21 protein-coding genes and 1 pseudogene are annotated in these 26027 nt (G+C 58.8%); 13 read left to right on the forward strand and 9 right to left on the reverse strand.

Annotated features, from left to right (window positions below; genetic code table 11):
• Window position 1 precedes the first annotated feature (1 nt).
• The gene (locus HBN79_RS03575; RefSeq protein ID WP_169916313.1) at window positions 2-1567 is read right to left on the reverse strand and encodes a TerC family protein; all 1566 of its coding nucleotides are present in this window, start codon (window positions 1565-1567) and stop codon (window positions 2-4) included.
• Between the two features lie 261 nt (window positions 1568-1828).
• Complete coding sequence (locus HBN79_RS03580; RefSeq protein ID WP_095026235.1) at window positions 1829-2725, reverse strand: LysR substrate-binding domain-containing protein; 897 nt, start codon at window positions 2723-2725, stop codon at window positions 1829-1831.
• Between the two features lie 156 nt (window positions 2726-2881).
• Between HBN79_RS03580 and HBN79_RS03585 the strand changes: the two genes are divergently transcribed.
• Together HBN79_RS03585 and HBN79_RS03590 are read left to right on the forward strand one after the other, a co-directional pair.
• Window positions 2882-4183 (forward strand): FAD-binding oxidoreductase, encoded by a 1302-nt coding sequence (locus tag HBN79_RS03585; protein WP_095038791.1) that lies wholly within the window; start codon window positions 2882-2884, stop codon window positions 4181-4183.
• A 50-nt stretch (window positions 4184-4233) separates the two neighbouring features.
• Entirely contained in the window at window positions 4234-5322 is a 1089-nt protein-coding gene (locus HBN79_RS03590) for a polyamine ABC transporter substrate-binding protein (RefSeq protein WP_095019912.1), read from the forward strand.
• Between the two features lie 3 nt (window positions 5323-5325).
• Here HBN79_RS03590 and HBN79_RS03595 read toward each other — a convergent pair whose 3' ends face one another.
• Both HBN79_RS03595 and HBN79_RS03600 read right to left on the reverse strand, forming a co-directional pair.
• On the reverse strand, window positions 5326-5523 hold the full coding sequence (locus HBN79_RS03595) for a PLD nuclease N-terminal domain-containing protein (RefSeq protein ID WP_095000205.1): 198 nt from the start codon (window positions 5521-5523) through the stop codon (window positions 5326-5328).
• 83 nt (window positions 5524-5606) lie between these two features.
• Window positions 5607-6521: a tyrosine-type recombinase/integrase gene (locus tag HBN79_RS03600; RefSeq protein ID WP_165446491.1), complete on the reverse strand. Its 915-nt coding sequence runs from the start codon at window positions 6519-6521 to the stop codon at window positions 5607-5609.
• Window positions 6522-6844: 323 nt separating this feature from the next.
• Between HBN79_RS03600 and HBN79_RS03605 the strand changes: the two genes are divergently transcribed.
• Entirely contained in the window at window positions 6845-7321 is a 477-nt protein-coding gene (locus tag HBN79_RS03605) for a hemerythrin domain-containing protein (RefSeq protein WP_086797162.1), read from the forward strand.
• 21 nt (window positions 7322-7342) lie between these two features.
• Here the strand turns inward: HBN79_RS03605 and HBN79_RS03610 are convergent, their stop codons facing one another.
• Window positions 7343-7981, reverse strand: a complete 639-nt coding sequence (locus HBN79_RS03610; RefSeq protein ID WP_095000204.1) for a LysE family translocator — start codon at window positions 7979-7981, stop codon at window positions 7343-7345.
• A gap of 129 nt (window positions 7982-8110) precedes the next feature.
• Here HBN79_RS03610 and HBN79_RS03615 point away from each other — a divergent pair, with 129 nt between their 5' ends.
• Window positions 8111-9514: a PLP-dependent aminotransferase family protein gene (locus HBN79_RS03615; protein WP_169916315.1), complete on the forward strand. Its 1404-nt coding sequence runs from the start codon at window positions 8111-8113 to the stop codon at window positions 9512-9514.
• Here HBN79_RS03615 and HBN79_RS03620 read toward each other — a convergent pair.
• Window positions 9501-10136 (reverse strand): response regulator transcription factor, encoded by a 636-nt coding sequence (locus tag HBN79_RS03620; protein ID WP_095000202.1) that lies wholly within the window; start codon window positions 10134-10136, stop codon window positions 9501-9503. The genes HBN79_RS03615 and HBN79_RS03620 overlap by 14 nt on opposite strands.
• 2 nt (window positions 10137-10138) lie before the next feature.
• Window positions 10139-11944, reverse strand: coding sequence for a PAS domain S-box protein (locus tag HBN79_RS03625; RefSeq protein WP_095026232.1), 1806 nt, complete (start codon window positions 11942-11944; stop codon window positions 10139-10141).
• Between the two features lie 180 nt (window positions 11945-12124).
• On the opposite strand from HBN79_RS03625, the gene HBN79_RS03630 reads away from it, so the two are divergent.
• Both HBN79_RS03630 and HBN79_RS03635 read left to right on the forward strand, forming a co-directional pair.
• On the forward strand, window positions 12125-13747 hold the full coding sequence (locus HBN79_RS03630; RefSeq protein WP_169916316.1) for an acyl-CoA synthetase: 1623 nt from the start codon (window positions 12125-12127) through the stop codon (window positions 13745-13747).
• Between the two features lie 139 nt (window positions 13748-13886).
• On the forward strand, window positions 13887-15659 hold the full coding sequence (locus HBN79_RS03635) for an acyl-CoA dehydrogenase C-terminal domain-containing protein (RefSeq protein ID WP_095019139.1): 1773 nt from the start codon (window positions 13887-13889) through the stop codon (window positions 15657-15659).
• Window positions 15660-15725: 66 nt separating this feature from the next.
• Here HBN79_RS03635 and HBN79_RS03640 read toward each other — a convergent pair whose 3' ends face one another.
• The gene (locus HBN79_RS03640; RefSeq protein ID WP_095000198.1) at window positions 15726-16022 is read right to left on the reverse strand and encodes a putative quinol monooxygenase; all 297 of its coding nucleotides are present in this window, start codon (window positions 16020-16022) and stop codon (window positions 15726-15728) included.
• 26 nt (window positions 16023-16048) lie between these two features.
• Entirely contained in the window at window positions 16049-16285 is a 237-nt protein-coding gene (locus HBN79_RS03645; protein WP_095000197.1) for a DUF465 domain-containing protein, read from the reverse strand.
• A gap of 565 nt (window positions 16286-16850) precedes the next feature.
• On the opposite strand from HBN79_RS03645, the pseudogene bcsE reads away from it, so the two are divergent.
• The 7 genes and pseudogenes from bcsE to bcsB all read left to right on the forward strand — a co-directional run bounded on the left by bcsE (window position 16851) and on the right by bcsB (window position 26025).
• A pseudogene (bcsE, locus tag HBN79_RS03650) lies at window positions 16851-18349 on the forward strand (cellulose biosynthesis protein BcsE).
• A complete protein-coding gene (gene bcsF, locus HBN79_RS03655; protein WP_095000196.1) occupies window positions 18346-18546 on the forward strand; it encodes a cellulose biosynthesis protein BcsF in 201 nt (66 codons plus the stop codon). The pseudogene bcsE and the gene bcsF overlap by 4 nt, the downstream one beginning before the upstream one ends.
• Window positions 18533-20179 (forward strand): cellulose biosynthesis protein BcsG, encoded by a 1647-nt coding sequence (gene bcsG / locus HBN79_RS03660; RefSeq protein WP_169916317.1) that lies wholly within the window; start codon window positions 18533-18535, stop codon window positions 20177-20179. Before bcsF ends, bcsG begins: the two co-directional genes overlap by 14 nt.
• Window positions 20149-20385, forward strand: coding sequence for a cellulose biosynthesis protein BcsR (bcsR, locus tag HBN79_RS03665; protein WP_095000194.1), 237 nt, complete (start codon window positions 20149-20151; stop codon window positions 20383-20385). The genes bcsG and bcsR overlap by 31 nt, the downstream gene beginning before the upstream one ends.
• Window positions 20382-21104: a cellulose biosynthesis protein BcsQ gene (gene bcsQ, locus HBN79_RS03670; RefSeq protein ID WP_095000193.1), complete on the forward strand. Its 723-nt coding sequence runs from the start codon at window positions 20382-20384 to the stop codon at window positions 21102-21104. Before bcsR ends, bcsQ begins: the two co-directional genes overlap by 4 nt.
• The gene (gene bcsA, locus HBN79_RS03675; protein ID WP_095000192.1) at window positions 21101-23701 is read left to right on the forward strand and encodes a UDP-forming cellulose synthase catalytic subunit; all 2601 of its coding nucleotides are present in this window, start codon (window positions 21101-21103) and stop codon (window positions 23699-23701) included. Before bcsQ ends, bcsA begins: the two co-directional genes overlap by 4 nt.
• Window positions 23698-26025: a cellulose biosynthesis cyclic di-GMP-binding regulatory protein BcsB gene (gene bcsB / locus HBN79_RS03680; protein ID WP_169916318.1), complete on the forward strand. Its 2328-nt coding sequence runs from the start codon at window positions 23698-23700 to the stop codon at window positions 26023-26025. The genes bcsA and bcsB overlap by 4 nt, the downstream gene beginning before the upstream one ends.
• Window positions 26026-26027: the final 2 nt, after the last annotated feature.

Raw genomic sequence — 26027 nt, forward strand, 5'->3', positions numbered from 1 at the left:
GCTAACCTTTTACTGTGGGAGCGGATTTGCTCAGCAACACCCGCGTCACCCTCCGCTCTTCTACCTCGACTACGGTCAAGGTCCAGCCTTCCCACGTCAGCTTGTCGCCAATCATCGGCAGACGATCCAGTAAACTCATGACCATACCTGCAAGTGTCTGATAGTCATCCGTGGCCTTGGCTGCAAAGCCGATGTGCTGGCGAATCTGGCTCAGGTTCAAGGCGCCGCTGACCAGATAACCCTCCTCCTGGGCAACGATATTGGGCCCCTCTATCTCGCTGGCATCCGGCAGTTCACCAGCGATCGACTCGAGAATGTCAGTCATGGTCAGCAGGCCGATGAAGTCACCGAACTCGTTGATGACAAACGCAATGTGCGTCGACTCTTTACGCATCTGTTCCAGAGCGTTGAGAATCGTGAAGCTGTCCAGCAGATTGATGGCCTTGCGCGCCATCGCCTCCAGATCCGGTTCATGCCCCGCCAGCAGCTCCTTGAGCAGCTCCTTTTTATGCACAAAGCCCAAGGGTTCATCTACCCGGCCATCCCGGATCAGGGGCAGCCGGGAGTACGATGAATGCATCAGCTTTGTACGGATGGTCTCTGCCGAATCAGCCAGATCGATATGATCGATCTCGGCACGGGGCGTCATCACCGTGCGAATCGACCGTTCCGCCAGTTGCAATACGCCACTGATCATCACGCGCTCGCGTCGATGGAAGACGTTCTGCTGACTGCCACCGTCAAGCATGTCGGCAATCTCTTCGCCCACTTCATCAGCACTCAGGGTGCGTCCGCCAAGCAAGCGCATCACCGCATGGGCGGTGCGCTCGCGCATGGGCCGCAGGCCCTGCACGCTTTTCTTGCGGCGCGCACGGGCAATCTGGTTGAGTACTTCGATCAGGATCGAGAAGCCGATGGCGGCGTACAGATAACCTTTCGGGATATGAAAGCCCAGGCCCTCGGCAGTCAGGCTGAAGCCGATCATCATCAAGAAGCCCAGGCACAGCATGATCACCGTAGGGTGACTGTTGACGAAGTGGGTCAACGGTTTGCTGGCGATGATCATCAGGCCGATCGAGAACACCACGGCGATCATCATCACCGACAGATGTTCAACCATGCCTACCGCGGTAATCACTGCGTCCAGGGAAAACACCGCGTCGAGCACGACAATCTGCGCCACAATCGGCCAGAACATGGCATAGCCCAGCGCCGATGAGCGCTCGGCCACATGCCCTTCCAGGCGCTCATGCAACTCCATCGTGGCCTTGAACAACAGGAACAAGCCGCCGAACAGCATGATCAGGTCGCGCCCCGAGAACGCTTTGTCGAAGACTTCGAACAAAGGCTGCGTCAGCGTGACCATCCACGAGATGCTGGCCAGCAGGCCCAGGCGCATGACCAGGGCCAGCGTCAGGCCGATGACCCGGGCACGGTCGCGCTGCTCCGGCGGCAGTTTGTCGGCGAGGATGGCGATAAACACCAGGTTATCAATACCCAGTACCAGTTCCAGCACAATCAGGGTCAACAGGCCGAGCCAGGCCGTGGGATCTGCAATCCATTCCATAGGTATCAGTCAATCTCACGAAGGTGCTGGGTTAACGGCGAGCGCACACAGACAAGCGCAGCAGCAGAGGTGCTGGCGCTAAACAGAGGGCGGGGAATGGGTAACGCGTGCTCGATTGCGAGGATCAAGCCTGGGGCAAGCGCAGATTCAAAGCTGCGACTGGGTGGTTCCTGAAGGGTGTTCATACAAGCCTTTAGTGAATTGGGGATGCAATCCTACAGCGATTAAACTCATTTCCTGCTAGCGGACTTATTACAAAATTTAACAAGTTTTCCCTCCTCCGCCTTGCTCGACCTGACTGGCGAACCATTGCAGCACCGCCGGACACGCCGGATGCAAGTCTGCAGCAGGTTGCAGGCACAACGAATAGTTACCACCGGTTTTCAACGGCTCACCAAACGGAATCACCAGTGCCCCGCGTTGAATGGACTCCGCCGCAAGGGTCATGTCCGTGACCGCCACCCCCAAGCCACGCGCGGCAGCATCGAGGGCCAGCTCATCGAGATTGAACGGGATATGCCGATAGCTGTGCAGCGGCTTGCCGTCATTGGCAGCTAGCCAGTCGTGCCAGGCTTGCTGGTCGGCCGAGCGATGCAACAGCGCAAAGCGCAGCAGATCTTCCATCGACGCCAGCGGCCCCAGGCTGGGTGCACACACTGGCACCAGAGCCTCATCGAATAAAGCCATGCAAGCCGGGTCAGTGGAGGGTCGGGGCAAGTACAGGATGTAGGCATCGCTGTCGCTGGCCGGTTCGACAACCTCGGTGGCGACCGTTTCAATCGACAAGGCTATGTCCGGGTGCTGCAAGTAAAAGTCACTGAGTTTGGGCAGTAACCAGCGCACGGCCAGCGATACATGCATGCGGATACGGAACGGTCGCTTTTGCGGCGACAAACGATCTTCCAGCAGCTTTAACTGTTCAAGAATGCCGTGGGCACTGGCCAGCACCTGCTCACCTTCGACCGTCATACGCACGCTGCGACTGGTTCTGACAAACAGTGACACGCCAAAGTGAGCTTCCAGTTGCTGGATTTTCCGGCTGATAGCGCTTTGGGTCAGACACAGCGTTTGCGCCGCCTGTGTGAAGCTGCCCGATTCAGCCACCTCTACCAGTGCCTGCAAACCCTGCAATGAGGGTACGTGACGAACCTTATCCATGTGTTTTTTGCATCAATCAATGAATTAATAGCGTTGGTTATATCACTTGGTACCGCCTAAATTCCATCCATAACCAGCGCCAGCAACGGCCAGCCATGCAATTAGCGCATGTATTCAAAGGCCGGGCAGCCCCCTGACCGGCAAATGAGGTGAAACGTGAAGAATGAATGTGGCTGGATTGCCCTGGCAGGAAGCTCCCCCCTCCGTGATCACCTCAAAGGCGTCGAGAAAGCCGACTGGTTGATTATCGGTGCGGGCATTACCGGCCTCAGTGCGGCCCATTCCCTGGCGCAATTGCACCCGCAAGCTCGCATCCTGATTGTCGACAGGCAACGTGCAGCCCAAGGGGCATCGGCACGCAACTCCGGTTACGCGGTGGCCCATGAAAACCCGGCTGATGACGAGCTGATCGGCAAGAGCGGATTTGCCGGCTATGCCGTGGACTCGACAATCGGCCAGGCGGCCGGTGATGAAGTGCGCATGCGCATTGCGCGCCACGGCATCGACTGCGAGTACCGGGATTCGGGTTACTACTTCGCCGTCAACGACCCGGGCAAATTGACCCAGGTTGAGGCCAAGCTCAAGACCCTGCATGCAGTCGGCGCATCTGCACACTTTCTGGAAGGCGCGCAACTGGCGCAGACACTCGGCACCCGCCATTACCAGGCGGCCATCTGGTGCGGCAATGGCAATGCGTTGTTGCAGCCGGCGAAATACGTCAAGGGTCTGCTGGATGCCTTGCCGGCCAATGTCAGCCTGTTTGAAAACACCGACATCATCGGGCTTGAACGCCTGAGTGGCGGACGCATTCGGGCCAAGGGTATCCAGGGCAGCATTGAAGCCGCACAGGTACTGGTATGCCTGAATGCCTTTATCCCCCGCGCCGGGATCGACAACAGCGCAACCTTCCCGATGGAGCTCAGCGCCAGCCTCACCCGCCCCCTGACCGACAAGGAGTATCAGGCCATCGGCAGTGTCGAGCCCTGGGGCGTGCTGTCGACGAGGCCGCTGGGCGCCACGGTGCGACTGACTCCGGATCGGCGGGTAATGATCCGCAATACCGCGGAATACCGTACGCGCGATTTGTCCGGCAGTGACTTGTCACTGCGTCGAAAACACCATGCACTGGGCCTGCAACGTCGCTTCCCCGGGCTCGGTGAGCAAGACATCCGCTACACCTGGACCGGCCATCTGAGCGCTACCCGCAGTGGCCAGCCGTACTTTGCCAAGGTCGAGGAAGGCATCTATGCCGTGGCGGGCTGCAATGGCTCCGGGGTTGCCCGCGGCACGCTGTGGGGCCGTCTGCTCGCAGAGCTGGCCTGTGGCGCCAGCTCGCCCCTGCTGCAGTCGGTCATGGACAGAGCGCAGCCGGGCTGGTTGCCGCCACGGCCATTTTTTGACGTCGGTGCAGCGCTGCGCATGCGCATGGAAGCCCTCAGAGCCAAAACAGAAATCTGAACACTCTCACACCACAAAAGAATAAAAGCTCCTTGAAAAGGTGATTGAACATGAACATCAGCCCGGTCTCCCTTGCGGTCATGCTCGCCGCGTTTTCGGCCGTCAGCCACGCCGACGAGAGCGTGAATATTTCCAACTGGAACGGCTATATTGCCGACGACACCCTGACCACCTTCACCAAGGAAACAGGGATCAAGACGACCTACGATATTCACGACAGCAACGAAGTGCTGGAATCCAAGTTGATGACCGGTAATACCGGCTATGACGTGGTCAGCCCTTCGAACCACTTTATGTCCCGCCTGATCAAGGCCGGTGCCATCCAGAAACTGGACAGGAGCCAGTTGCCAAACTGGAAGAACCTGGATCCGGTGTTAATGAACAAACTGGAAGCCAACGATCCCGGCAATCAGTACGGCTACCCCTACATGTGGGGCACGGCGGGGATCGGCTACAACGTCGAGAAGATCAAGGCGATTTTTGGTACCACGGATGTCACCCGCTCTTGGAGCCTGTTTTTCGATGAAAACAACATCAAAAAACTGAGCCAGTGCGGTGTGGCGATTATCGACAATCCGACGCAAGTGTTGCCGATCACTCTCAACTACCTGGGCTTGCCGCACCATAGTCATGAGCCTGAGGACTACAAGAAAGCCGAAGCGGCGCTGCTGAAAATACGACCTTATGTTCAGTATTTTCATGCATCCAAATACATCAGTGATCTGGCCAACGGCAATATCTGTGCGGTGATCGGCTTCAACGGTGATGTGGTACAGGCTGCGGCAAGTGCGCGGGAAGCCGGGAACGGGATCGACATTGCGTATTCGATCCCAAAGGAAGGTTCGACGTTATGGCTGGACATGGTGGTCATGCCCAAGAGCGCGCCCCATGAAAAAAATGCCTACACCTACATGAACTACCTGCTGACCCCGCAAGTGATTGCCACTATCAGCAACCATATCCACTACGCCAACCCCAACCAGGCGGCAGACCCGTACCTGGCGCCGGACGTGAAACAGGACCCGGCGATCTACCCGTCCAGTGAAGTGATCGACACCCTGTTCACCGTGGAAGACCTGCCGGCCAAAATCGCCCGTCTGAGCACCCGTTTGTGGACCAAGCTCAAGACCAATACATGATATTCAATGGTGTGTGCTCGGCTGCCTTGGCCCGGCAACCAGCCACGCCAGCATGCCCAGCAACGGCGCGAAGATGATAATGGCAATCCACATCAGCCGGCTGCTTGACCGTGCCCCACTTTTCATCACCCCGCGGATTGCCCAGAGCTCCAGCAGCACCAGAATAATTGCCAGTACCACCCATATGGTTTCGATTTGCATGCGCGACCTCCTGTGGTTGTTAAACGTTAGGCGGGGAGATGGCGCGAGGGTTCATTAATCCTTAAAACCGCCAACCGTTGCGCTTACAACAGGAAGCGGTCGGTCACATTGCGCCGCTCGTTGTCATCGCGCACGTCATAGCTGACGGTGGTGGCAATGTTGGCGTGGTGCGCCAGCTTCTGTGCGATCGACACGTCGTACTCTTCAATCACCCGGGTAATGAACGAGCGACGAAAATCATGGGGCATGATGTCGACCCCTACCTGCCTGCCCCGCTGCTTGGCGATATAATAGATCGCATGTTTGGTCAGGCGATCACGAGTGATATGGTTGCCGCGGCGGATGCGATTGAACAAAAAGGTGTCATCACTGACCCCGTCCGGCAGGTTCGCCCGGCGGAACGCCAGCCACTCTTCCAGTTTTTCGAAAGCCCAGGCCGGTGCAAACTTGATCAGTTCCTTGTTGCCCTTGCCCAGCACCTGCAAGCTGCGCTGTTCTACATCGACCTGCCACAGGTCCATATTCACCGACTCGGACTTGCGCATCCCCGAGCCATACAGAATTGCGATGATCGCCGCGTCCCTGAGCCCTTGCGGACGGGGGTCTGCGGCACAGACGTCCATCAGCTCGCGAATCAGATTGCGCCGCAGGTTACGCCCCTTGACCAGCCGCGAACCGCCTCCCGCCTTGACTGCGCGTATCTTGAGCAAATGATCCTGAGTGATCAGGTTTTGTTGCCAGGCCTGATTCATCACGCCGCGAATGGCGTTGACATAGAGCGATGAGGTATTTGGCGCGTAACCGTCTTCACGCAACGCCGCCACCAGTGCGGTGATATGCCCCGGTTGCAGTTGATGCCAGGGGAATTCATCAATCGCCACGTCTTCAGCGCCCAGGCGATCTGCCGCTTCCTGCAAGACATAACGCATGGTCTGGCGGCTGGACGGCGCCAGCCGCTGAAGATAAAGCGCCACAGGCGTTTGCACCGGGTTTAACACCAAGGAAGAAAGCGGCGGTAGCGGGGAGTCAATCGTAGACAAAACCAATCTCATTACAGACAGAAACAGTTCGCAATATACCCCATGCGGCGGGGATTTCCGCGTTTAGCGCATTAACGCCAACCTACTCGCGAATTGCATGACCTGGTCGCGGCATGCATGCATTCTGCACGAATAGAAACGTCAGCTTTAAAACTTAACTAATTGATTTTTATTAATTTTATATCGTCCGTTCAAGTTGGTACAGCTAATGCAATATTCACCACTGAGGGTCGTATGCATAAAGGCCCATCCCTATCCGTGAAAGAGACAGGTGAGTGAATATGAATGCCATCGATTTGCTGCTGGAAGACCACAAACGAGTCAAGGCCATCTTGAACCAGCTCAGCGACTCCACCGAGCGCGCCGTGAAAAAACGCACTGAACTGCTCAACAAACTGGAAATGGAAATTACTATCCACACCCGCCTTGAAGAGGAAATCCTCTACCCGGTCTTCAAGAAAGCGGGTGGTAAAGAGCAAGCCGTCATGTACCACGAAGCGAAGGAAGAACACCGTACTGTGGACTCCCTAGTATTGCCTGACCTTAAGAAAACTGCCCCCGATTCTCTGGAATTCTCCGGTCGTGCAAAGGTGGTCAAGGAACTCCTCGAGCACCATATCGAAGAGGAAGAAACCGAGATGTTTCCCCAGGCCCGCAAGTTGCTCGGTAAAGCGGTGCTCGATGAGCTGGGAAAACAGATGGAAGCGATGAAAGCCGAATACAAAAAGTCCCTGAACAGCAAGCCCCTGGCGGCGTGATGGCACCAGCGCCCGGCAGGTTCAGCCCTGGGTAAAGCCTCGCGCCAGCATCACTGCAACCCCCAGCAACATGCAGGCTGTAGCCCGTTGCAACAACACTTGTCGCGACGGGCTTTGCAGCACGCGGCGAATACGTTGACCGAAGTAACAATACAGGCAACCACTGGCAAACTGCAGCAGCAAAAAAGCCAGCCCCAGTACCGCCAGATCCAGCATTCGGGAATCACTGCCCTGCCCGGCGAACTGCGGGAATACGGCGCTGAACATGACGATGGTTTTCGGGTTGGAGAAACCGGTGAGCAGGCCCTTGCCAAAGCGCCCTGTAAAATCGTTGTGCAGTGTGTCGGGACTGTCCAGTTTCAACCCGGTGCTGGTCCACTGCCGGTACGCCAGGTACAGCAAGTACGTAACCCCCACATACTGGATCCCGCGACTGATTAACGGGTTGCCCTTGATCAGTTCGGCGAAGCCTACGGCAAATACAAGAATCGACACCAGATACGCTGCGCTGGCTCCCAGTTGTACCGGCATGGAACGCTTGAGCCCCTGCTGCATGCCGAACCCCATCAAGAGCAGGGTCATGGGCCCGGGGCTGAAGGTCATGGTGGCGCAAAACATCAGAAAATACAGAAATGAAGCGAGTGTCAGTTGCGTGGCCATGACGGTGGTTGAATCCAGAAATTACGGTCGCGCAGTCTAGGCAGGCCCTGCTGGCTATTGGCAGAGCAAGCACTGACAAACTTTACCGACCTTTACTGGTAGCATGACCGGTAAAGTACGAGGCCCTGCATGCACTTATCTACCGTTGCGTTTCAACCCGGCCTGTCCAAGGTCCAGCAGATTGTTGATGCCTTGAGCCAGGCCATTGATCAGGGTCTGCTCAACCCCGGCAGCAAACTGCCTTCGGCACGCGAGATGACTGCTCACTGGGGCGTCAGCAAATTCACCCTGATCGAAGCCCTGGATCGCTTGCGCGGGCAGGACAGAATCACATCCAGTCAGGGCCTGGGCTACTTTGTTGCGACGAAAACGCTGCAGAGCGGACGCGCCACTGCCCTTGACCTGCTGCCGCAAGACTTGCACAGCGTCTTGCGCCGCTCCCTGACCGGTGCCAGCGGTGCCCTGCGCCCCGGCAGCGGGCATTTACCGGAAAGCTGGCTGGAAGCCAGCGCCCTGCGTGGCAACATGCGCCAGCTCAGTCGCTCGCCAGCCCTGCGACTGACCGGTTATGGTGACCCGGCGGGCTATTTGCCGCTGCGTCAGGCCTTGCAGCAGAAACTGTTGAGCCAGGGCCTGAATGTGGGGGTCGAGCAGATCATCACCACGGCCAATACCGTGCTGGGGCTCGACATGCTGCTGCGCTTGCGCGTGCGCCCCGGCGATACCGTGCTGTTGGACATGCCCTGTTATTTCAATTTTCACGCCAACCTGGCCTTGCATGGCGTGCGCGTGATCACTGTGGAGCGCACTGCCCAAGGGCTGGACCTGCAAGCGCTGCAAACCCTGTTCAGCCAGCACCGGCCAACGCTTTACCTCACCACCGGGCTGCTGCATAACCCCACCGGGCACTCCTTCACACCCGGGCAGGCCTACGGACTGCTCGAGCTGGCCAAGCGTTATGAGTGCGCCATTATCGAAGATGATCTTTATGGCGACCTGCACCCAGAACCGCCCCCCCGACTGGTGGCGCTGGCAGGCGTGGAGCAAGTGACCTACCTGAGCGGTTTTTCGAAAACCCTCAGTGCCAACCTGCGGGTGAGCTTTGTCGTGGCCTCTGCGCAGATGGCCGCCGAGCTGACCCAGATGAAACTGATGTGCGGCGGGATTACTTCGGAAATGCTTGAGCAACTGGTGTGCTCGATGCTCAATGACGGCACTTATCACAAACACCGCAAGCGCGTGGTGCAAGGCCTGCAGGCCAGTGGTGCAAGGGTTTCGGGCTGGTTGCAGGGCCTGGGCTTCAGGTTGAGCGCGCCCTACGCCGGCGGCATGTTTATCTGGGCCACATTGCCTGCCGGGCTGGATGGCGAAACCCTCGCCCAGCAGGCGCTTGCCCGTGGCCTGGTGCTCGCGCCCGGGATCCTGTTCGGTTTTGATCCGCAACTGCGCCGCTGCATGCGCTTCAACGTCGCCCACACCGACACGCCTGCCGTCATGGCTGGCGTCGAGGCATTACTGGCTAACCCAACCTGAGCGGATCAACCAGCCCGGCAGCAATGGCCATGCCCACCAGATCGGGCAAATGCCGGGCCTGCATGCGCTTCATCACCCGGGAGCGATACAGGTCGATAGTCTTGGCACTCACCCCCAGCAGCGCGGCAATTTCACGGGTGGTGCAGCCCTTGACCAAAGGCATGAATACATCTTGCTCACGCGGTGTCAGGCTTTGCAGACGGGCCTCAAGTTCGGTCTGTTCCTGGCTGGCGCTTTGCTGCGCGGTATCGCCACTCAGGGCCTGCTGTACGCTGTCGAGCAACAACTGCTGGTTATAGGGCTTCTCGATAAAATCATGGGCACCGGCCTTGAAAGCCCGTACCACAATGGGCACATCGGCATGCCCGCTGACAAAGATCACCGGCATCCTGATCCCTCGTTCACGCAATGCCTGCTGAACATTCAGGCCGCCCATGGCCGGCATGCGGATATCCAGTACCACACAGGCACACAGGGTCGGGTCGCAAGCGTCAAGAAAGGCCTGCCCGCTTGTAAACGCCAGCGCATTGAGGCCCACGGACTCGAGCAACCAGACCGTCGAGTCGAGCATGCCCTGATCGTCATCCACCACATACACCACAGGCCGGGTTTGGGTTGTCATCGTTACTCTCTTGTCGTGTTGAGTGAAGCCATCAATGGCAGGCAGCAGCACATCAGCAAGCCGCTGGTTTGTGGTCGGGCATTGAGTTCACCGCCAAAGCCTTCGACGATGCTGCGGCTCATCGACAAACCCAGCCCGAGACCTTCTGCCTTGCTGGTGTAAAACGGTGTGAACAACTGCTCAAGCTCCCCGGCGCTTACCCCCGGCCCCTGATCCTGCACGCTGATTTGCAGGGTGGCGCCATCAAGGGTTTGAGCCTGCAGGATGATCCGCGAAAGCTGACCCGGTAATTGCTCGTTGTTGGCATCTATGGCATTGCGCAACAGGTTGAGCAGCACCTGCTCCAGCAACACCCGGTCGGCGTATACCCATGGCAGGGACTCCGGCAACTGCAGCTCGATAGTGACATTTCGTTCCCCGGCCTCCCAGGCACACAGGCTGACGGCCTGGCGCGCCACCTCACTGATATCCAGCGCTTGCAGGTTACGCCGCCCCTTGCGCAAAAAACCGCGCAGGCGCTTGATCACTTGCGCGGCGTGATTGGCATGCAGGTTGATCCGCTCCAGTCCCTGGGCCACACGCTCGACTGCGGCAGGATTACTGTCCAGGCTTTGCAGGTAACGTTGGCTGGCATTGGCGTAATTGACCACTGCCGCCAGCGGTTGATTGATTTCGTGGGCAATCCCCGATGCCAGTTCGCCCAGTGTGACCAGGCGCGCGGTATGGGCCATTTCATCCTGATGATGGCGCTGCTGGGCTTCGCGCAGTTCACGCTCGCGCATATCCCGTGCCACCAGCGAGAAAAACCGCTCTCCGGCAGTCGAGCGATGAGCCAGCAGCAGTAACGACACCGGCACCGAAGGCTCGCCATTCAAGGGCAACAAACGGGTCTCGTGACTCCACAAACCCTGCGCCTCTGCACTGTGCCAGCCGTTGCTCTCCAGGGTAGCCAAGACTTGTGCGGTCAAAAAATCAGCCAATGCGGGCATGCCTTCTGCAGGCAGCAGACCCAGCAGACGCCGTGCCGCCGGGTTGAGGTACGACACCCCGCCAGCCGGGTCGATAAACAGCACCGGATCAGGGTTGGCTTCCACCACTTCAGCCAGACGCCGCTTGTTCTCTTCAGCCTGGACGCGGGCCGTGATATCCCGCGACACACTGACCACTTCGACGACCGCCCCGGTGTAGGTTTCACGAATTGCCCGGCTGGCTGTTTCAAACCACAGGTAATGCCCTGCCTGATGGCGAATGCGGTAGGTCATGGTGTGATAGCCGTCGAGTTGCAGGGCATCACGGGCCTGACGCAGCGCCAGCTTCAGGTCGTGAGCATGAAACAGGCGCTGGGCCAGGGTCCCGCGCAGCGTTTCGGGCCAGTAGCCAAGCAGGGTCCAGGACGCCGGCGAGGCATCCAGAAAACGCCCGTCAGGCGTATGGCGCGAGATAAGGTCCGTGGTGTTTTCGGTAATCAGCCGGTACAGGCGTCGGGCTTTGGCCGCCTCTCGCCCGGCCAGCAGTTCTGTACTCGCTTCACGCCCGCGGGCCAGCACACACTGGCTGTCGGGGTCGGGAATAAGCGTCCAGAGCCAGACCTGCTGAGCACTTTGCGCCTCTACCTGCTCGATGGCTCTGCCCTGCTTGAGGCAGGCGCGTACCAGCTCCGGCAGATTGCCCGGCAACAGAGCGCGCGCCTGGCTCAACGCCTTGCCCGCCAGCAGGCGGATCAGTGCGTCGTTGGCTGCCAGCGCCAAGCCGTCTCTATCAAGCACTACAGAGGGTTGAGGGTCATGGGGAAGCAGCGCGATCGGCATTGGGCATCCAGGACTTGAGCGAATTTTTCTTTATATAGTACAACTACTATATTGCTTAGGTATTACTTCCATATCAAACCCGGAGTGAGCTATAAGTCAGACCGGACATAAAACTGACCCGCTCGCCATCGGCAGAGCAGGCAGCCATAGAGCTAACAATCAGCCACCGGAATGACCTTCATGTCGATTTTTGAGCACGGCCTTGAGCCGACTGCCGTAAACCATATTGCCCTGTCTCCGCTGAGTTTTATCGAACGTACAGCCAGCGTCTACCCCGATTACCCTGCCGTGATTCACGGCGCCATCCGCCGCACCTGGGCGCAGACCTACAGTCGTTGCCGCCGCCTGGCTTGTGCCCTGACCGGGCGCGGGATTGGCCAGGGCGATACGGTAGCGGTGATGCTGCCCAATATCCCGGCGATGCTTGAAGCGCACTTTGCCGTGCCCATGATCGGCGCGGTGCTCAATGCCCTCAATGTTCGCCTCGATGCTGAAGCCATCGCCTTTATGCTCGCCCACGGCGAAGCCAAGGTGCTGATTGCCGATCGCGAGTTCCATGACGTAGTGCATGCGGCCGTGGCCATGCTCGATCACCCCCCGCTGATCATTGATGTGGATGACCCCGAATACGGTGAAGGCCAGCCGGTCAGCCAGTTGGACTATGAAGCGCTGCTGGCCGAAGGCGATCCCGAGTTTGATTGGCAATGGCCCGCAGATGAATGGCAGGCCATTGCCCTCAATTACACCTCCGGCACCACCGGCAACCCCAAGGGCGTGGTGTATCACCATCGCGGTGCTTACCTCAATTCCCTGGGCAACCAGATGGTCTGGGCCATCGGCAATCACCCGGTGTATTTGTGGACCTTGCCGATGTTCCACTGTAACGGCTGGTGCTACCCATGGATCATCACCGCGCTGGCTGGCGTGCATGTGTTCCTGCGCCGGGTTGACCCGCAAAAGATCCTCACGTTGATTCGCGAGCATCAGGTCACCCATCTGTGTGGTGCACCGATTGTGCTCAATGCCCTGGTCAATATGCCCGAGTCCGCCAAGGCTGCCATCGACCACCCGGTGCATGCGATGGTCGCAGGCGCTGCGCCACCGGCCAAGGTGATTGGTGCCGTGGAAGAAATGGGCATCAAGGTCACCCACGTCTATGGCCTGACCGAGGTGTATGGTCCGGTGACGATTTGTGCCTGGCATGAAAAGTGGGATGCGCAGCCTCTGGCCGAACGCGCACAGATCAAGTCCCGCCAGGGCGTGCGCTACCCGACGCTGGAAGGCGTGATGGTGGCCGACCCGAAAACCCTGGTACCGACGCCCCGTGACGGCGAGACCATGGGCGAGATTTTCATGCGCGGCAATACGGTAATGAAGGGCTATCTGAAGAATCCCAGCGCCACGGCCGAAGCCTTCGAAGGCGGCTGGTTCCACACCGGTGACCTTGCCGTGTGCCACCCGGACGGCTACGTCGAAATTCGCGACCGGCTCAAGGACATTATCATTTCCGGTGGCGAGAACATTTCCACCATCGAGGTCGAGGGTGTGCTCTACCGACACCCGGGCGTCATGGAGGCGGCCGTGGTGGCGCGGCCCTGTGAAAAGTGGGGTGAAACGCCTTGCGCCTTTATCACTCTCAAGGCCGATCATCAGCAGGTGCGCGAGGCCGAGATCATTGCCTTTTGCCGCGATCACCTGGCCGGGTTCAAAGTGCCCCGTACGGTGGTGTTCACCCTGCTGCCCAAGACCTCCACGGGCAAGATCCAGAAGTTCGTGCTGCGTGATATGGCCAAAGCACTGTAACTGCCCCCTATAGACCCACTGTGGGAGCGAGCTTGCTCGCGAAGGTGTCGCTTCGGTTACCCAGACAGGCCGCGGCGCCCAAATCGCGAGCAAACCCGCTCCCACAGAATGCCTTCAGCTGCAAAAAACGAGGTTTTTCATGCCTGAATTCAACGCCCCCCTGCGCGATATGCGCTTTGTCCTGCACGAAGTCTTCGAAGCCCCCGCACTCTGGGCCAGGCTGCCAGCCCTGGCCGACCACGTCGACGCCGATACCGCCGACGCCATACTTGAGGAAGCCGCCAAGGTCACCGGCCAACTGATCGCCCCGCTCAACCGCAGTGGCGACGAAGAAGGCGCACACTGGCTGGCGGGCCAGGTCACCACACCTGAAGGCTTCAAGTCAGCCTACAACACCTACATCGAAGGCGGCTGGGTAGGCCTGTCGGGCAATCCTGAATTTGGCGGCCTGGGCATGCCGAAAATGCTCGCCGTGCAATTTGAAGAAATGCTCTACGGCGCAAACTCCAGTTTTGCCCTTTATTCGGCGCTCACCAGCGGTGCTTGCCTTGCCATCGATGCCCACGCCAGCGAACCCCTCAAAAGCCGTTACCTGCCACCGATGTACGAAGGCCGCTGGGCCGGTTCCATGTGCCTGACCGAGGCCCATTCCGGCACCGATCTGGGGATTATCCGCACCCGCGCCGAACCGCAGTCTGACGGCAGTTTCAGCCTCAGCGGCAGCAAGATATTCATCACCGGCGGCGATCAGGACCTGACCGCAAACATCATCCATCTGGTGCTGGCCAAGCTGCCGGATGCGCCAGCAGGGCCCAGGGGCATTTCGTTGTTTCTGGTTCCCAAGGTGCTGGTAAATGACGATGGTTCACTCGGACAAGGCAATGCGGTGAGCTGCGGCTCCATCGAGCACAAGATGGGGATCAAGGCTTCGGCAACCTGCGTGATCAACTTTGACGGCGCACAGGGATGGTTGATCGGTGAAGCCAACAAGGGCCTGGCCGCGATGTTTACCATGATGAACTACGAGCGTCTGTCGATCGGCATCCAGGGCATTGGCTGCGCCGAGGCCTCCTACCAGAATGCCCGCACCTATGCCCGCGAGCGCCTGCAAAGTCGTGCCCCGACCGGAGCCGTGGCACCGGAGAAGATTGCCGACCCGATTATCGTCCACCCCGATGTGCGACGCATGTTGCTGAGCATGAAGGCCATGACCGAAGGTGGACGGGCATTTGCCAGCTATGTGGGCCAACAACTGGATCTGGCCAAGTTCTCTACCGAGCCGCAGGAGCAGCAGCAAGCCACTGCGCTGGTAGCCTTGCTGACCCCAGTGGCCAAGGCCTTCTTTACCGATACCGGTTTCGACAGTTGCGTGCTGGGCCAGCAAGTCTTTGGTGGCCATGGCTATATCCGCGAATGGGGCCAGGAACAGCTGGTTCGCGATGTGCGCATTGCGCAGATTTATGAAGGCACCAACGGCATCCAGGCGCTGGATTTGCTGGGCCGAAAAGTGATCGCCAATGGCGGTGCAAGCCTGCGCCTGTTTACCGCACACATCCGTGACTTCGCGACCCGGCCCGGCAAGCCTTATGCCAGCGAACTGCTGGACGCAGTGCAGCGTCTTGAGGACGTCAGTGACTGGCTGCAGGTACGGGCCAGGGCCAACCCCAATGAAACAGGCGCCGCCTGTGTCGAATATCTGCACCTGTTCGGTTATGTGGCGTATGCCTGGCTATGGGCACGCATGGCCGATGTGGCGCAGCGCTCACGCAGTACCGACCCCGGGTTTTATGACACCAAGCTGGCGACCGCACAGTTCTATTTCTCCCGCTTGTTGCCTCGCACACTGAGCCTGGAGCAAGGAATACGGGCTGGCAGCGAATCACTGTTCCAGATCGATGCCGCACATTTTTAAACGCCCGCCAATAAAAACGGCGGCCTGTTCAGGGCCGCCGCAGGCTGTTGCGCACTTGAACCGGGCCTAAACGCTCAGTTCGTCCAGCAACAACACTTCGCGATGCGCCAATAGATCGCCCACGGCCTGGGCCATCGCCTGGTAGTGCGGGGTGGTTTTATGATGCTCGATCGCCTCCATGTCCGCCCAACCTTCAATAAAGACAAAACGCTCGGGGTCGGTACGATCCACGTGCAAGTCATAGAAACGGCAGCCCGGTTCGGCCCGTGAGCCTTCGACACAGGCGCGCAGTGCCTGCTCGACAGTTTTGCCATGACCAGGCTTGGCACGCAATGTGGCAACAATTTTGATGATTCGGGACATATCTACTTCCTGCAGCTTGCGGTGACTTAAGCGCTGAGGATCTGCGCGATTTTATCCTTGATCTGCAAGCGCTGCTCCTTGAGCGTGCGCAGTACATCATCAGGGACGCCTATGGCGTCGTTGGCTTCAGCTTCAACGACCTCGGCATCTTTTTCGCCGTACTGTACAAACAGCTGATTCAGATGCGGGTTTTCGCTGCGAAACTTGCTGACGGCCTCTTTAGTGAGCCCCAAGTCCTGTAACAAGTCGTGCTTGACTGGCATATCTGCACCTCATGGCTATTTCAGTGGCAGGTTCAGGTTCTGAGGGCGAACCTGATCACAATGGCTCTGTTCACAATGAACCCGCGTAAGCAATAGCACGCAATGGGACTCTCAGAAAGCCGGGCGCGTACTTTCCTCTCCCTTTAGCCGGTTTTCTCGCGAGCGTTACCTACAAATACCTTGGCCTGAGGTGCGGAGCCCTCGAATATCAGCCTTTCCAGGCGAGTAGCCAATTTAATGACTACAATCATATTGCCGTTATTTTTTTGACGATCCTCAGGCTCAAGCCACTCAACCAGATGTTTCAGATGATAAAGTACGCGCTTTCTTACACTCATTCGAGTGTAGTACTACGCTTGTCATAAATGATGCACAGCACACAGTACAAGAAGAAACAACTGAGACGTAACGGGTTAAATGTTGACAGTCATTCTATTGACACCTAAAGAAATAGACAGGTGATGGCTGGCAGTACCCGAACGCCTTAACACCTGTTCATCCTTGGGGGACGTTACGCTTGGTTCATATCAGTTTGGCCATAGGCGGATTGCCGGATCAACACATTGTGTTGCGCGCAGGCGGCTTGTATTGGGTCACGGTCGATCACTCCGCTGACGCAAAACTGCTTGCTCGGCAATTTCTTGAAAACATACCCGAAAGCGTGCCGGCAACCTTGATTGCCAGCACCGGCTACGCACAAGGCCTGGTCAACGACATGGCGCCCGATCGCGGGCCGGAAAAACTCAAGCTGTTCGAGATCGCACCAAGAGTCATCGTGCCTGGGCTGGCCACGTTGAACCGCGACCTTGCGCGTGCCGGTACCGCCCCTTCAAGCCAGATCCTGCTGGTGCTGCCTGCCAACAGTTGGGCTGAGACCACCACAGCGGTCCAATTGCAACGCTGGTTCGAGCGCATGCGTTCCTGGCTGCTGGAGCGCAACGCCACATTGCTGGTGATTACCCATGGCGAGGCAGCGCTGCTGCATGCGCAGTTGCTGCAACTCAATCAAACCCTCTCCGGTTTAAGTCGCTTGTACCGCTACAACGGCGACCTGCGCTATCAGTTGCACTTTTGGCACAGCGATCTGGGCGTTAGCGCCGGGCAGGAGTTCAAGTTGTCGGACCAGGACGCGACCTTGCGCCTGATCCCGCAAACCGAGGTCGATACCCAGCCCCGGGTAGCGGACGATCAGCACGTTTATCTTGCCGAGCGCTCCGTGCTGGAGGGTGCGCCGTCAATGTCCAAGCACTGGTACCTGTTCGAAAACCGTGATGCATTGCTCGAAGCAGCCCAGTCAGCCAGCGCCGCGACCGTAATTGTCGGCATCGACAACAGCTACCAGTTACTTGAGCTTGCACAGCAGTTGCACGACTTGCGCGAACATTGCGGGCCGCAGTTGAAGATCGTTGTGCGCGAAATGGAACCGTCGGTGCGCTACCGCGATGAACGTCTGTTGCTGGCCTGCGGGGCCAACCTGATCGTTCCCGACGGCACCCTGCTCTCACGTTTTCTGAGCATGATTGAGAGCATTCAGGGGCAGCGCTGGCAGTACACGCAGAGCATTGATTTCAAGACCCTTCTGGAACGTCAGCGCCCGCCGCAAATTCGCGGCTGGTGAGCCCCCGTGATTTTTTCGAAGCCGTTGCGCAGATCTACCAGGACAGTTCGGGTGAGGTAACCCACCAGTTGATGAAGTTCGAACCGGTGCCCGGCATTGGTGAGGAACTGTTCCTCAATCAGATGTGCCTGCGTCGATTCGGCGACTTTGCCTGCCTGCTGGATGGCGAGCTTTACCTCTTTCTGTTTGCCTGCCGCGCTGACGGACTGGAACCGGCACTGGGCAATGTTTGCCGCCTGCCCTGGCGCGACATGTTCAGCCAGCGCCGCATGCTCAGCGGGTTGTCCGATCTGCCGGCTGACGCCTTTATGAAAGCTGGCGCCGTGCCTGCACACTTGCATATCCCCGTCGAGACCCATGCGACGCAAGCGGTATCTGCTACGGGTGAACGTGCGCCGTTAAATCCGCAAAGATTCACCCTGCCTATCAGTGAGCCACAGTCATGACGTTCCTTGAGCTAATCGATGTCATTGCATTGACCTGTGTGGTGACCGTACTGCTGACGCTGTTCTGGCAGCGCATGCGGATGTACTTGAAAAGTCATTTCGAGCAGTACCTCTCTCCCCGCTATTTGAAATCGTGCGGCGTTCGCCGTCGCATGCCAGCCAGCCCTGCTCAGAGAACGCCTGATGAGTCTGTTTAAGTCTGACGCACCGGCGCACAAAATTGCCGGATCCTGGAGCGGCCTGGGCGCCTGGAACCTGTATTTCCTGGCCAAGTTCCTGCTGGCCTGGACGGGAAATCTGAACATCCAGATTTTGCCCAACCTGATCTTTGCTGCCGTTTTGCTGATTCCGATCGCCAACCCGGTGCTACGCCGTTTGCGCACCCTGATTGCCATTCCGGTGGCCGTGGCCCTTCTGTACCAGGACACCTGGTTCCCGCCCTTCAGCCGCCTGCTGGCACAACCCGGGGTGTTGAACTTTTCGTTCGACTATATCGTCGAGCTGCTGGGGCGCTTTATCGACTGGCAAGTGTGCGCCCTGTTGCTGTTGCTGTTTGTCGGCTACCTGTTCCTGAACCAGTGGCTGCGCCTGACCACCCTCACCCTGCTGGGCTTTGCCTGGTTGGGCATGGGCAATCTGCAATGGCTGTTGCCACCTTCCGTGCAACCGCAAATGGCCGGCGCACAGACTGCCACGGGCGCGCCGACCGTCAGCGCAGGCGAGCCCGACGACGCGACGCTCAATGGCTACCTGGAGAAGTTCTATCTCAACGAATCCACGCGCAAGGTCGAGTTCAAGGAACCGGCAGTCAAGCCGCCCCCGTTCGATCTGCTGGTGATCAATATTTGTTCCATGGCCTGGGACGACTTGGATGCCGTGGGCTTGCGTGACAACCCGTTGTTCAGCCAGATGGACGTGATATTCGACAACTTCAACTCGGCCACCGCCTACAGCGGCCCCGCAGCCATTCGCTTGCTGCGCGCCAGTTGCGGTCAGACCTCCCATGCGCAGCTGTACAAACAACCGGCGGATCAGTGCCTGTTGTTCGATGACTTGCGCAAGCTGGGCTTTTCCAATGAGCTGATGCTTAACCACACCGGTGAATTCGACGGTTTCCTGCAGGAAGTGCGTGAACAGGGCCAGTTGCCTCCTCCGGCTCTGGGTGTTGTACCCGCAGGCCTGCCGCGTACCTATGTCGGTTTTGATGGCTCGCCGATCTGGCGCGACCGTGATGTGCTGAGCAAGTGGTGGCAGCACCGCATGACTGAAGACTCACCCAATATGGCGCTGTTCTACAACACCACCAGCCTGCACGACGGTAACCGCCAGGTGCAGTCCGATGGCGGCACCCAGGCCGCTGACTACCGCAGCCGGGCGCAGATCCTTCTCGACGATCTTAATGCCTTCCTTAAAGAGCTGGAAAAAAGTGGCCGTCGCGTCGTGGTAGCCATCGTCCCTGAGCATGGCGCAGCGCTGCACGGTGACCGCATGCAGATAGCCGGCATGCGCGAAATCCCCAGTGACTCCATCACCCATGTACCGGTGGGTATCAAGCTGATCAATATGGGCGACAACGCGCAAACCCAGCCTATCCACGTCAGTGAACCCAGCAGCTACCTGGCCGTGGCAGAAATCATAGCTCGCCTGTACGCCGATCCGGCGCTGAGCAATGGCCAGACCGTGGACTGGTCCAGGCTGCTCACCGATCTGCCGAAAACCGCGAAAGTATCGGAAAACTCAGGGACCGTAGTACTCGACTACAACGGCAAACCTTATGTGCGAATCAAGGAGAACGGCGGATGGCTGCCTTACCCACAGCGGTTCAAATAAGCGCCGATATCCTTTCGCGCAAAGAACGGGCCGATGATATTGCCCGGCTTAAATCCATGATGGAGCTGCATGCCCTGGAATATGTCGATGTGTCGGCACATATGGAGCTGCTGCAGGCCTTTGAGCGCTGGCCGTTGCTGGCCTATCTAGAGGCGCAGTACAAGCAGCCCCCGTTGCTGGCCAAGGACACGGAGCAAACCCCATGATCAGCATGAGTTTGCGTGGCGTGCGGGGTGGCGTGGGCACCAGCTCAACCCTGGCGGCCCTTGGCCATGCGCTGCATGAGCTGGGGCAGAAAGTGCTGCTGGTGGACATGTGCCCGGAGAACTCCCTGGGCCTGCACTTCAATATGGACCTTGCCCCGCGTGAAGGCTGGGCGCGGGCGACCCTTGACCGGCAACCCTGGCACGAACACGCCTGGGTGGTAGAGCCAGGCCTGTGCGTGCTGCCCTATGGCCAATTGAAGCCGAGCGAGCTTTTTGCCCTCGATGCCTTGCTGATTGAACAGCCAAAGCTCTGGAGCCAGCGCCAGGCTGCGCTGGCGAACGCGTTTGACTGGATACTCTTCGACCTGCCGCAACGCTTGCCTGGGCATATGACCAACCCGCACTGCGCACTCTCGATGATGGTTACCAACGCCGATGCTGCCTGCCATGTGCTGTTGCAACCGCAGCTGACGCAGACCCCGCTGTTTCTGGTCAATCGCTTCGATGCCGCCAGCCAGTTGCAGCGCGATCTGCTGCTGATCTGGCAACAGCGTTATGCCCATGCACTGGTGCCAGTCAACCTGCATGCCGATGAAGCCATGGCCGAGGCCCTGGCCAGAAGCGAGCCTGCCGGGCGCTATGCGCCCTCCAGCCTGATTGCCCTGGACATTATCAGCCTGGCCAGTTGGTGCCTGCTGCGCGGCAGGAGGCTTGAATGATCAGGCGTTGGTTCCCCTATACACGATTGCGGCGGGAGCAGAACTGCACCCGTTTTACCGCCTTCACCCTGGCGCTGATTCAAGCGCTGGGCTGGATCTTCCTGCGCCTTGAATCACCCCGCTGGCAAGCCTTGCGCGAACAGCACCGGCGCCTGTATCCGCACCTGGCGGACAAGCCCTCGACCATCGGTGACCCGCTACGCTACACGGTGCAAACCCTGTGGCTACTGCTGGTGCGAACGCCCAACCAGGACCAGATCGGCCGGCAACGCTTCCGCCAGCGCACGGCCAGCTTTTTCTCGGCCTTGCTGATGATCGTGCAACGGCCATGGAACCTGCTGTCCAATGCCTTTGCCCGCTTGCCCACCACCCTCAGCCCGCAAGTCACCAAAGGCTCGCACTGGTGGGACAACATTCAATGGCCGCTGCGCAAGGGCCTGTATATCGCCATGGGCGTACTGGCCCTGGCGTTGATTGTGCTGTGCATTACCGAACCGTTCGGTTTCCTTGCGCAACTGGTGTTTGTCGTCTTGCTGTGGATGCTGGCCATGCTGGTCCGGCGCATGCCGGGGCGCTTCCCTACATTATTGCTGATCGTGCTCTCGGTCATCGTGTCGTGCCGTTATCTGTGGTGGCGCTATACCTCGACCCTGAACTGGAACGACACCTTCGATCTGGTCTGCGGCCTGACCTTGCTGGTGGCCGAAACCTATACCTGGCTGATCCTGTTGCTGGGTTATGTGCAAACCTCATGGCCGCTCAATCGCAAACCGGCACAGCTGCCGGCAGACACCGATCAGTGGCCGGTAGTGGATCTGCTGATTCCCACCTACAACGAAGAATTGTCGGTTACCCGTGGCACGGTGTATGCGGCGCTGGGTATCGACTGGCCGAAAGACAAGCTGCGCATCCATTTGCTCGATGACGGTAACCGCCCAAGTTTCAAGACCTTCGCCGAGGAAGTGGGTATCAACTACATCGCCCGCACCGACAACCGTCACGCCAAGGCGGGTAACCTCAACCATGCCCTGAAATTGCTCGACGGCGATCTGGTGGCGATTTTCGACTGCGACCACATGCCTGCCCGATCCTTCCTGCAATTGACGGTTGGCTGGTTTCTGCGCGATCCGAAACTGGCGCTGGTGCAAACCCCGCACCACTTCCTCTCGCCGGATCCGTTCGAGCGCAACCTGGGTACTTTCCGTAACCGCCCCAACGAAGGCGAGCTGTTCTACGGACTGATCCAGGACGGCAACGACATGTGGAACGCCGCGTTCTTCTGCGGCTCCTGCGCCATACTGCGGCGTACCGCAATTGACTCCATCGGCGGTTTTGCTGTCGAAACCGTGACCGAAGATGCCCATACCGCCTTGCGTCTGCACCGCAATGGCTGGACCTCGGCCTATCTGCGTATTCCGCAGGCGGCGGGGCTGGCGACCGAAAGCCTGTCGGCGCATATCGGCCAGCGCATCCGTTGGGCGCGGGGCATGGTGCAGATTTTCCGCACTGACAACCCGCTGTTGGGCAAGGGCCTGACGATCTTCCAGCGCATCTGCTACACCAACGCCATGATGCACTTTCTGGTGGGACTGCCGCGGCTGGTGTTCCTCACTGCGCCCCTGGCATTCCTGTTCTTCCACGCTTACATCATCTACGCCCCGGCGGCGATGATCCTGTTGTATGTGCTGCCGCACATGATCCACGCCAGCCTGACCAACTCGCGGATGCAAGGCGCCTACCGCCAGACATTCTGGGGCGAGGTGTATGAAACCGTACTGGCCTGGTACATCGCACGGCCCACCACGGTGGCCTTGTTCAGCCCGTCACGGGGCAAATTCAACGTCACGGCCAAGGGCGGCATGATGGAGGAAAACCAGTTCGACTGGCAGACCGCCAAGCCCTACCTGATTTTGTCGGTGTTGAACATCCTCGGCCTGGGCTTTGCCGTCTGGCGCCTGTTCTATGGCCCCAGGGATGAAATCTTCACCGTGATCGTCAGCGTCCTGTGGGTGATCTACAACCTGCTGATCATCGGGGCTGCGGTTGCAGTTGCCGCGGAAGTACGCCAGGTGCGCAACACCCACCGGGTACTCGCGCGCTTGCCGGGGGCGGTGAAACTGGCTGACGGGCACAGCTACCCTTGTGAGCTGGTGGACTACTCCGACGGTGGCGTCGGCCTGCAACTGAGCCAGGCTCTGCAATTGCCCGTCGGCACGCCGGTGTCACTGATTCTGCAACGCGGCAACCGCGAGTTTGTATTCACCGGCACCCTGACCCGTTCCAGCGAACGTTTTATTGGTCTCAGCTTTGCCCGGTTACCGGCCGAAGAAAAAATTGCCTTCGTGCAATGCACCTTTGGCCGCGCCGATGCCTGGCTTGATCACAACAGCGGTTTTGAAGCCGACAAGCCGATCCAGAGTCTCAAGGAGATCCTGGCCCTGGGCATCAAGGGTTATTACCGCCTGTATGAATACCTGCCGGCGTGGGTCCGCGTGTTGGCAAAACCTTTCCTGCACATCTTTCAGTGGCTGGGCAGCTTTTTGCCGCGCATGCCCACCTCCACCCCTCTTATTTCCCGGCCAGTGAGCAGATCATGAGTCGTATAACCAAAAAAACCATTTTCGCCAGCCTAGCGCTGATGACCTTCGCCTCACAGCTGATGTCGGCCCCCCTGCCTTTGCCGGGGAGCTCACCAGTGGCCGAAACGCTGCCAAAACCTGCATTTGCACAAACCGATCAGGTACTGCCAAGCTGGCCGGTGACCTATACCTTTGAGCAACTGGGGCGCCCCGGTGACTCCCTGCTGCTGGGTATCAACAGCGCCGACCAGGTGGAATTCGGCATGCGCCGGGACCGCATTGCCAGCGACGCCAGCCTGCAGCTGGAATACACGCCCTCGCCTTCGCTGATCCCGACGGTTTCCCATATCCGGGTTTGCCTCAACGATGTGCTGATGGGCGTGCTGCCGATCGAGAAAGACCAGTTGGGGCGTAAAACCACGCAAAAGATGGCCCTTGATCCGCGACTGATTTCGGACTTCAACCGCGTACGCCTGGAGTTTGTCGGCCATTACACCGAATTCTGCGAAGACCCGGCCAACAGCACCCTGTGGGTCAATATCAGCCGTGGCAGCAGTATTACCCTGCAGGAACAGGCGCTGAGCCTGCAAAACGATCTGGCGTTTTTCCCGCTGCCGTTTTTCGACCCGCGCAACAGCGGCAAGCTGGAACTGCCGTTTGTCTTCGCGGCCAACCCGACCCTGGGCGAGCAGAAAGCCGCCGCGATCCTGGCCTCCTACTTCGGTAGCCAGTCCAACTGGCGCGGGGCCAATTTCCCGGTCGTGTTCGATACCCTGCCAGGCGTACAAGACAAGGATGCCGTCCAGCCCACCGTGGTGTTTGCCACCAACGATCACCGCCCTGCATTTATGAGCGATCTGGAGAAATTCCCGGCCGTGACCGCGCCTGTGGTCGAAATGATCAATCACCCGGATGCGCCCTACAGCAAAATCCTGCTGGTCATGGGTCGCAACGAAGAAGACCTGGCTACAGCCGCCAAGGCCCTGGCCCTGGGCGGCAACCTGATGCGCGGTTCGCGCGTGACCATCGACAAGGTCCAGGAACTGCAACCGCGCAAACCCTACGATGCTCCGGCGTGGATGCGTACCGACCGCCCTGTGCGTTTTGCCGAACTGGTCAGTTACCCGCAACAACTGCAAGTCAGCGGGCTGGTGCCACGCGCCATTACCCTGGACGTCAACCTGCCGCCTGACCTGTTTGTCTGGCGCAACCAGGGTATCCCGCTACGCACCCAGTACCGCTACACCGCGCCGTCGGCCAATGATGATTCGCGCTTGAATATCAGCCTCAATGACCAGTTCCTCACCAGCCTGCCATTGCTGCGCAAAGACACCAGCAACCTCGAAGAACTGCGCCTGTCGGTGCTGTCCAACGACTCAGCCAACGTCAATGACAAACTGATCGTGCCTTCGCTGAAAATTGGCGACCGTAACCGTCTGCGTTTCGACTTCAACTTTGCCAGCACCATGGGCAGTTCACAGAAAGATCGCTGCCAGACCATCCTGCCGGCCAACACCCAGGCAATTATCGATGAGGACTCCACCATCGATATGTCCGGCTACTACCACTACATCAGCATGCCGGACCTCAAGGCCTTTGCCCGCAGTGGTTTCCCGTTCAGCCGCATGGCCGACATGTCCGAATCCATCGTTGTCGTACCCAAAGACACCACACCGACACAAATCAGCACCCTGCTTGAAACCGTGGCCAGCATTTCTGCGCGTTCCGGCTACCCGGCGTTCGGCTTGCGCCTGACCGATGACTGGCAATCCGCCTCCAAGGAAGATGCCGACCTGCTGGTACTGGGACAAATGGCACCAGACCTGCGCGATAACCCGGACTTGAGCGTATTGCTGCAACGCCAGCGTGATATGCTGGTACAGCCACATGGCACCACCGGTATTGATGCCAACATTCGTCGCACGCCGTCGACCGACGCACGCAACGTGCCAGCCAACAAGGTGGAAGTCACAGCGCAGGCCCCGATTGCAGCTATCCTGGGCATGCAGTCCCCGACCCATAACCAGCGCAGTGTCGTGGCAATGTTGGCCAATGACGATGCAGACTACAACTTGTTGCGCGAAGTCCTCGGTGACAGCGGCAAGCTGGACGCAGTAGCGGGCTCCGCGGCACTGATCCGCAGCAGCGGTGTTTACAGCCAACTGGTGGGTGACCAGTACTTTGTTGGCAACCTGCCATGGTACCTGTTGCTGTGGTACCAGCTCTCCGAGCACCCGGTGCTGCTCACCGTGCTGGCCGTGATCAGCGTTCTGCTCAGCGCCTTCCTGCTGTGGCGTGCCTTGAGCTGGGCGGCCAACCGTCGCCTGAACAAGCATGACTAACG

Origin of the sequence: Pseudomonas sp. WS 5051 (genome assembly GCF_012985715.1) — a bacterium.
Taxonomy (GTDB): domain Bacteria; phylum Pseudomonadota; class Gammaproteobacteria; order Pseudomonadales; family Pseudomonadaceae; genus Aquipseudomonas; species Aquipseudomonas bubulae.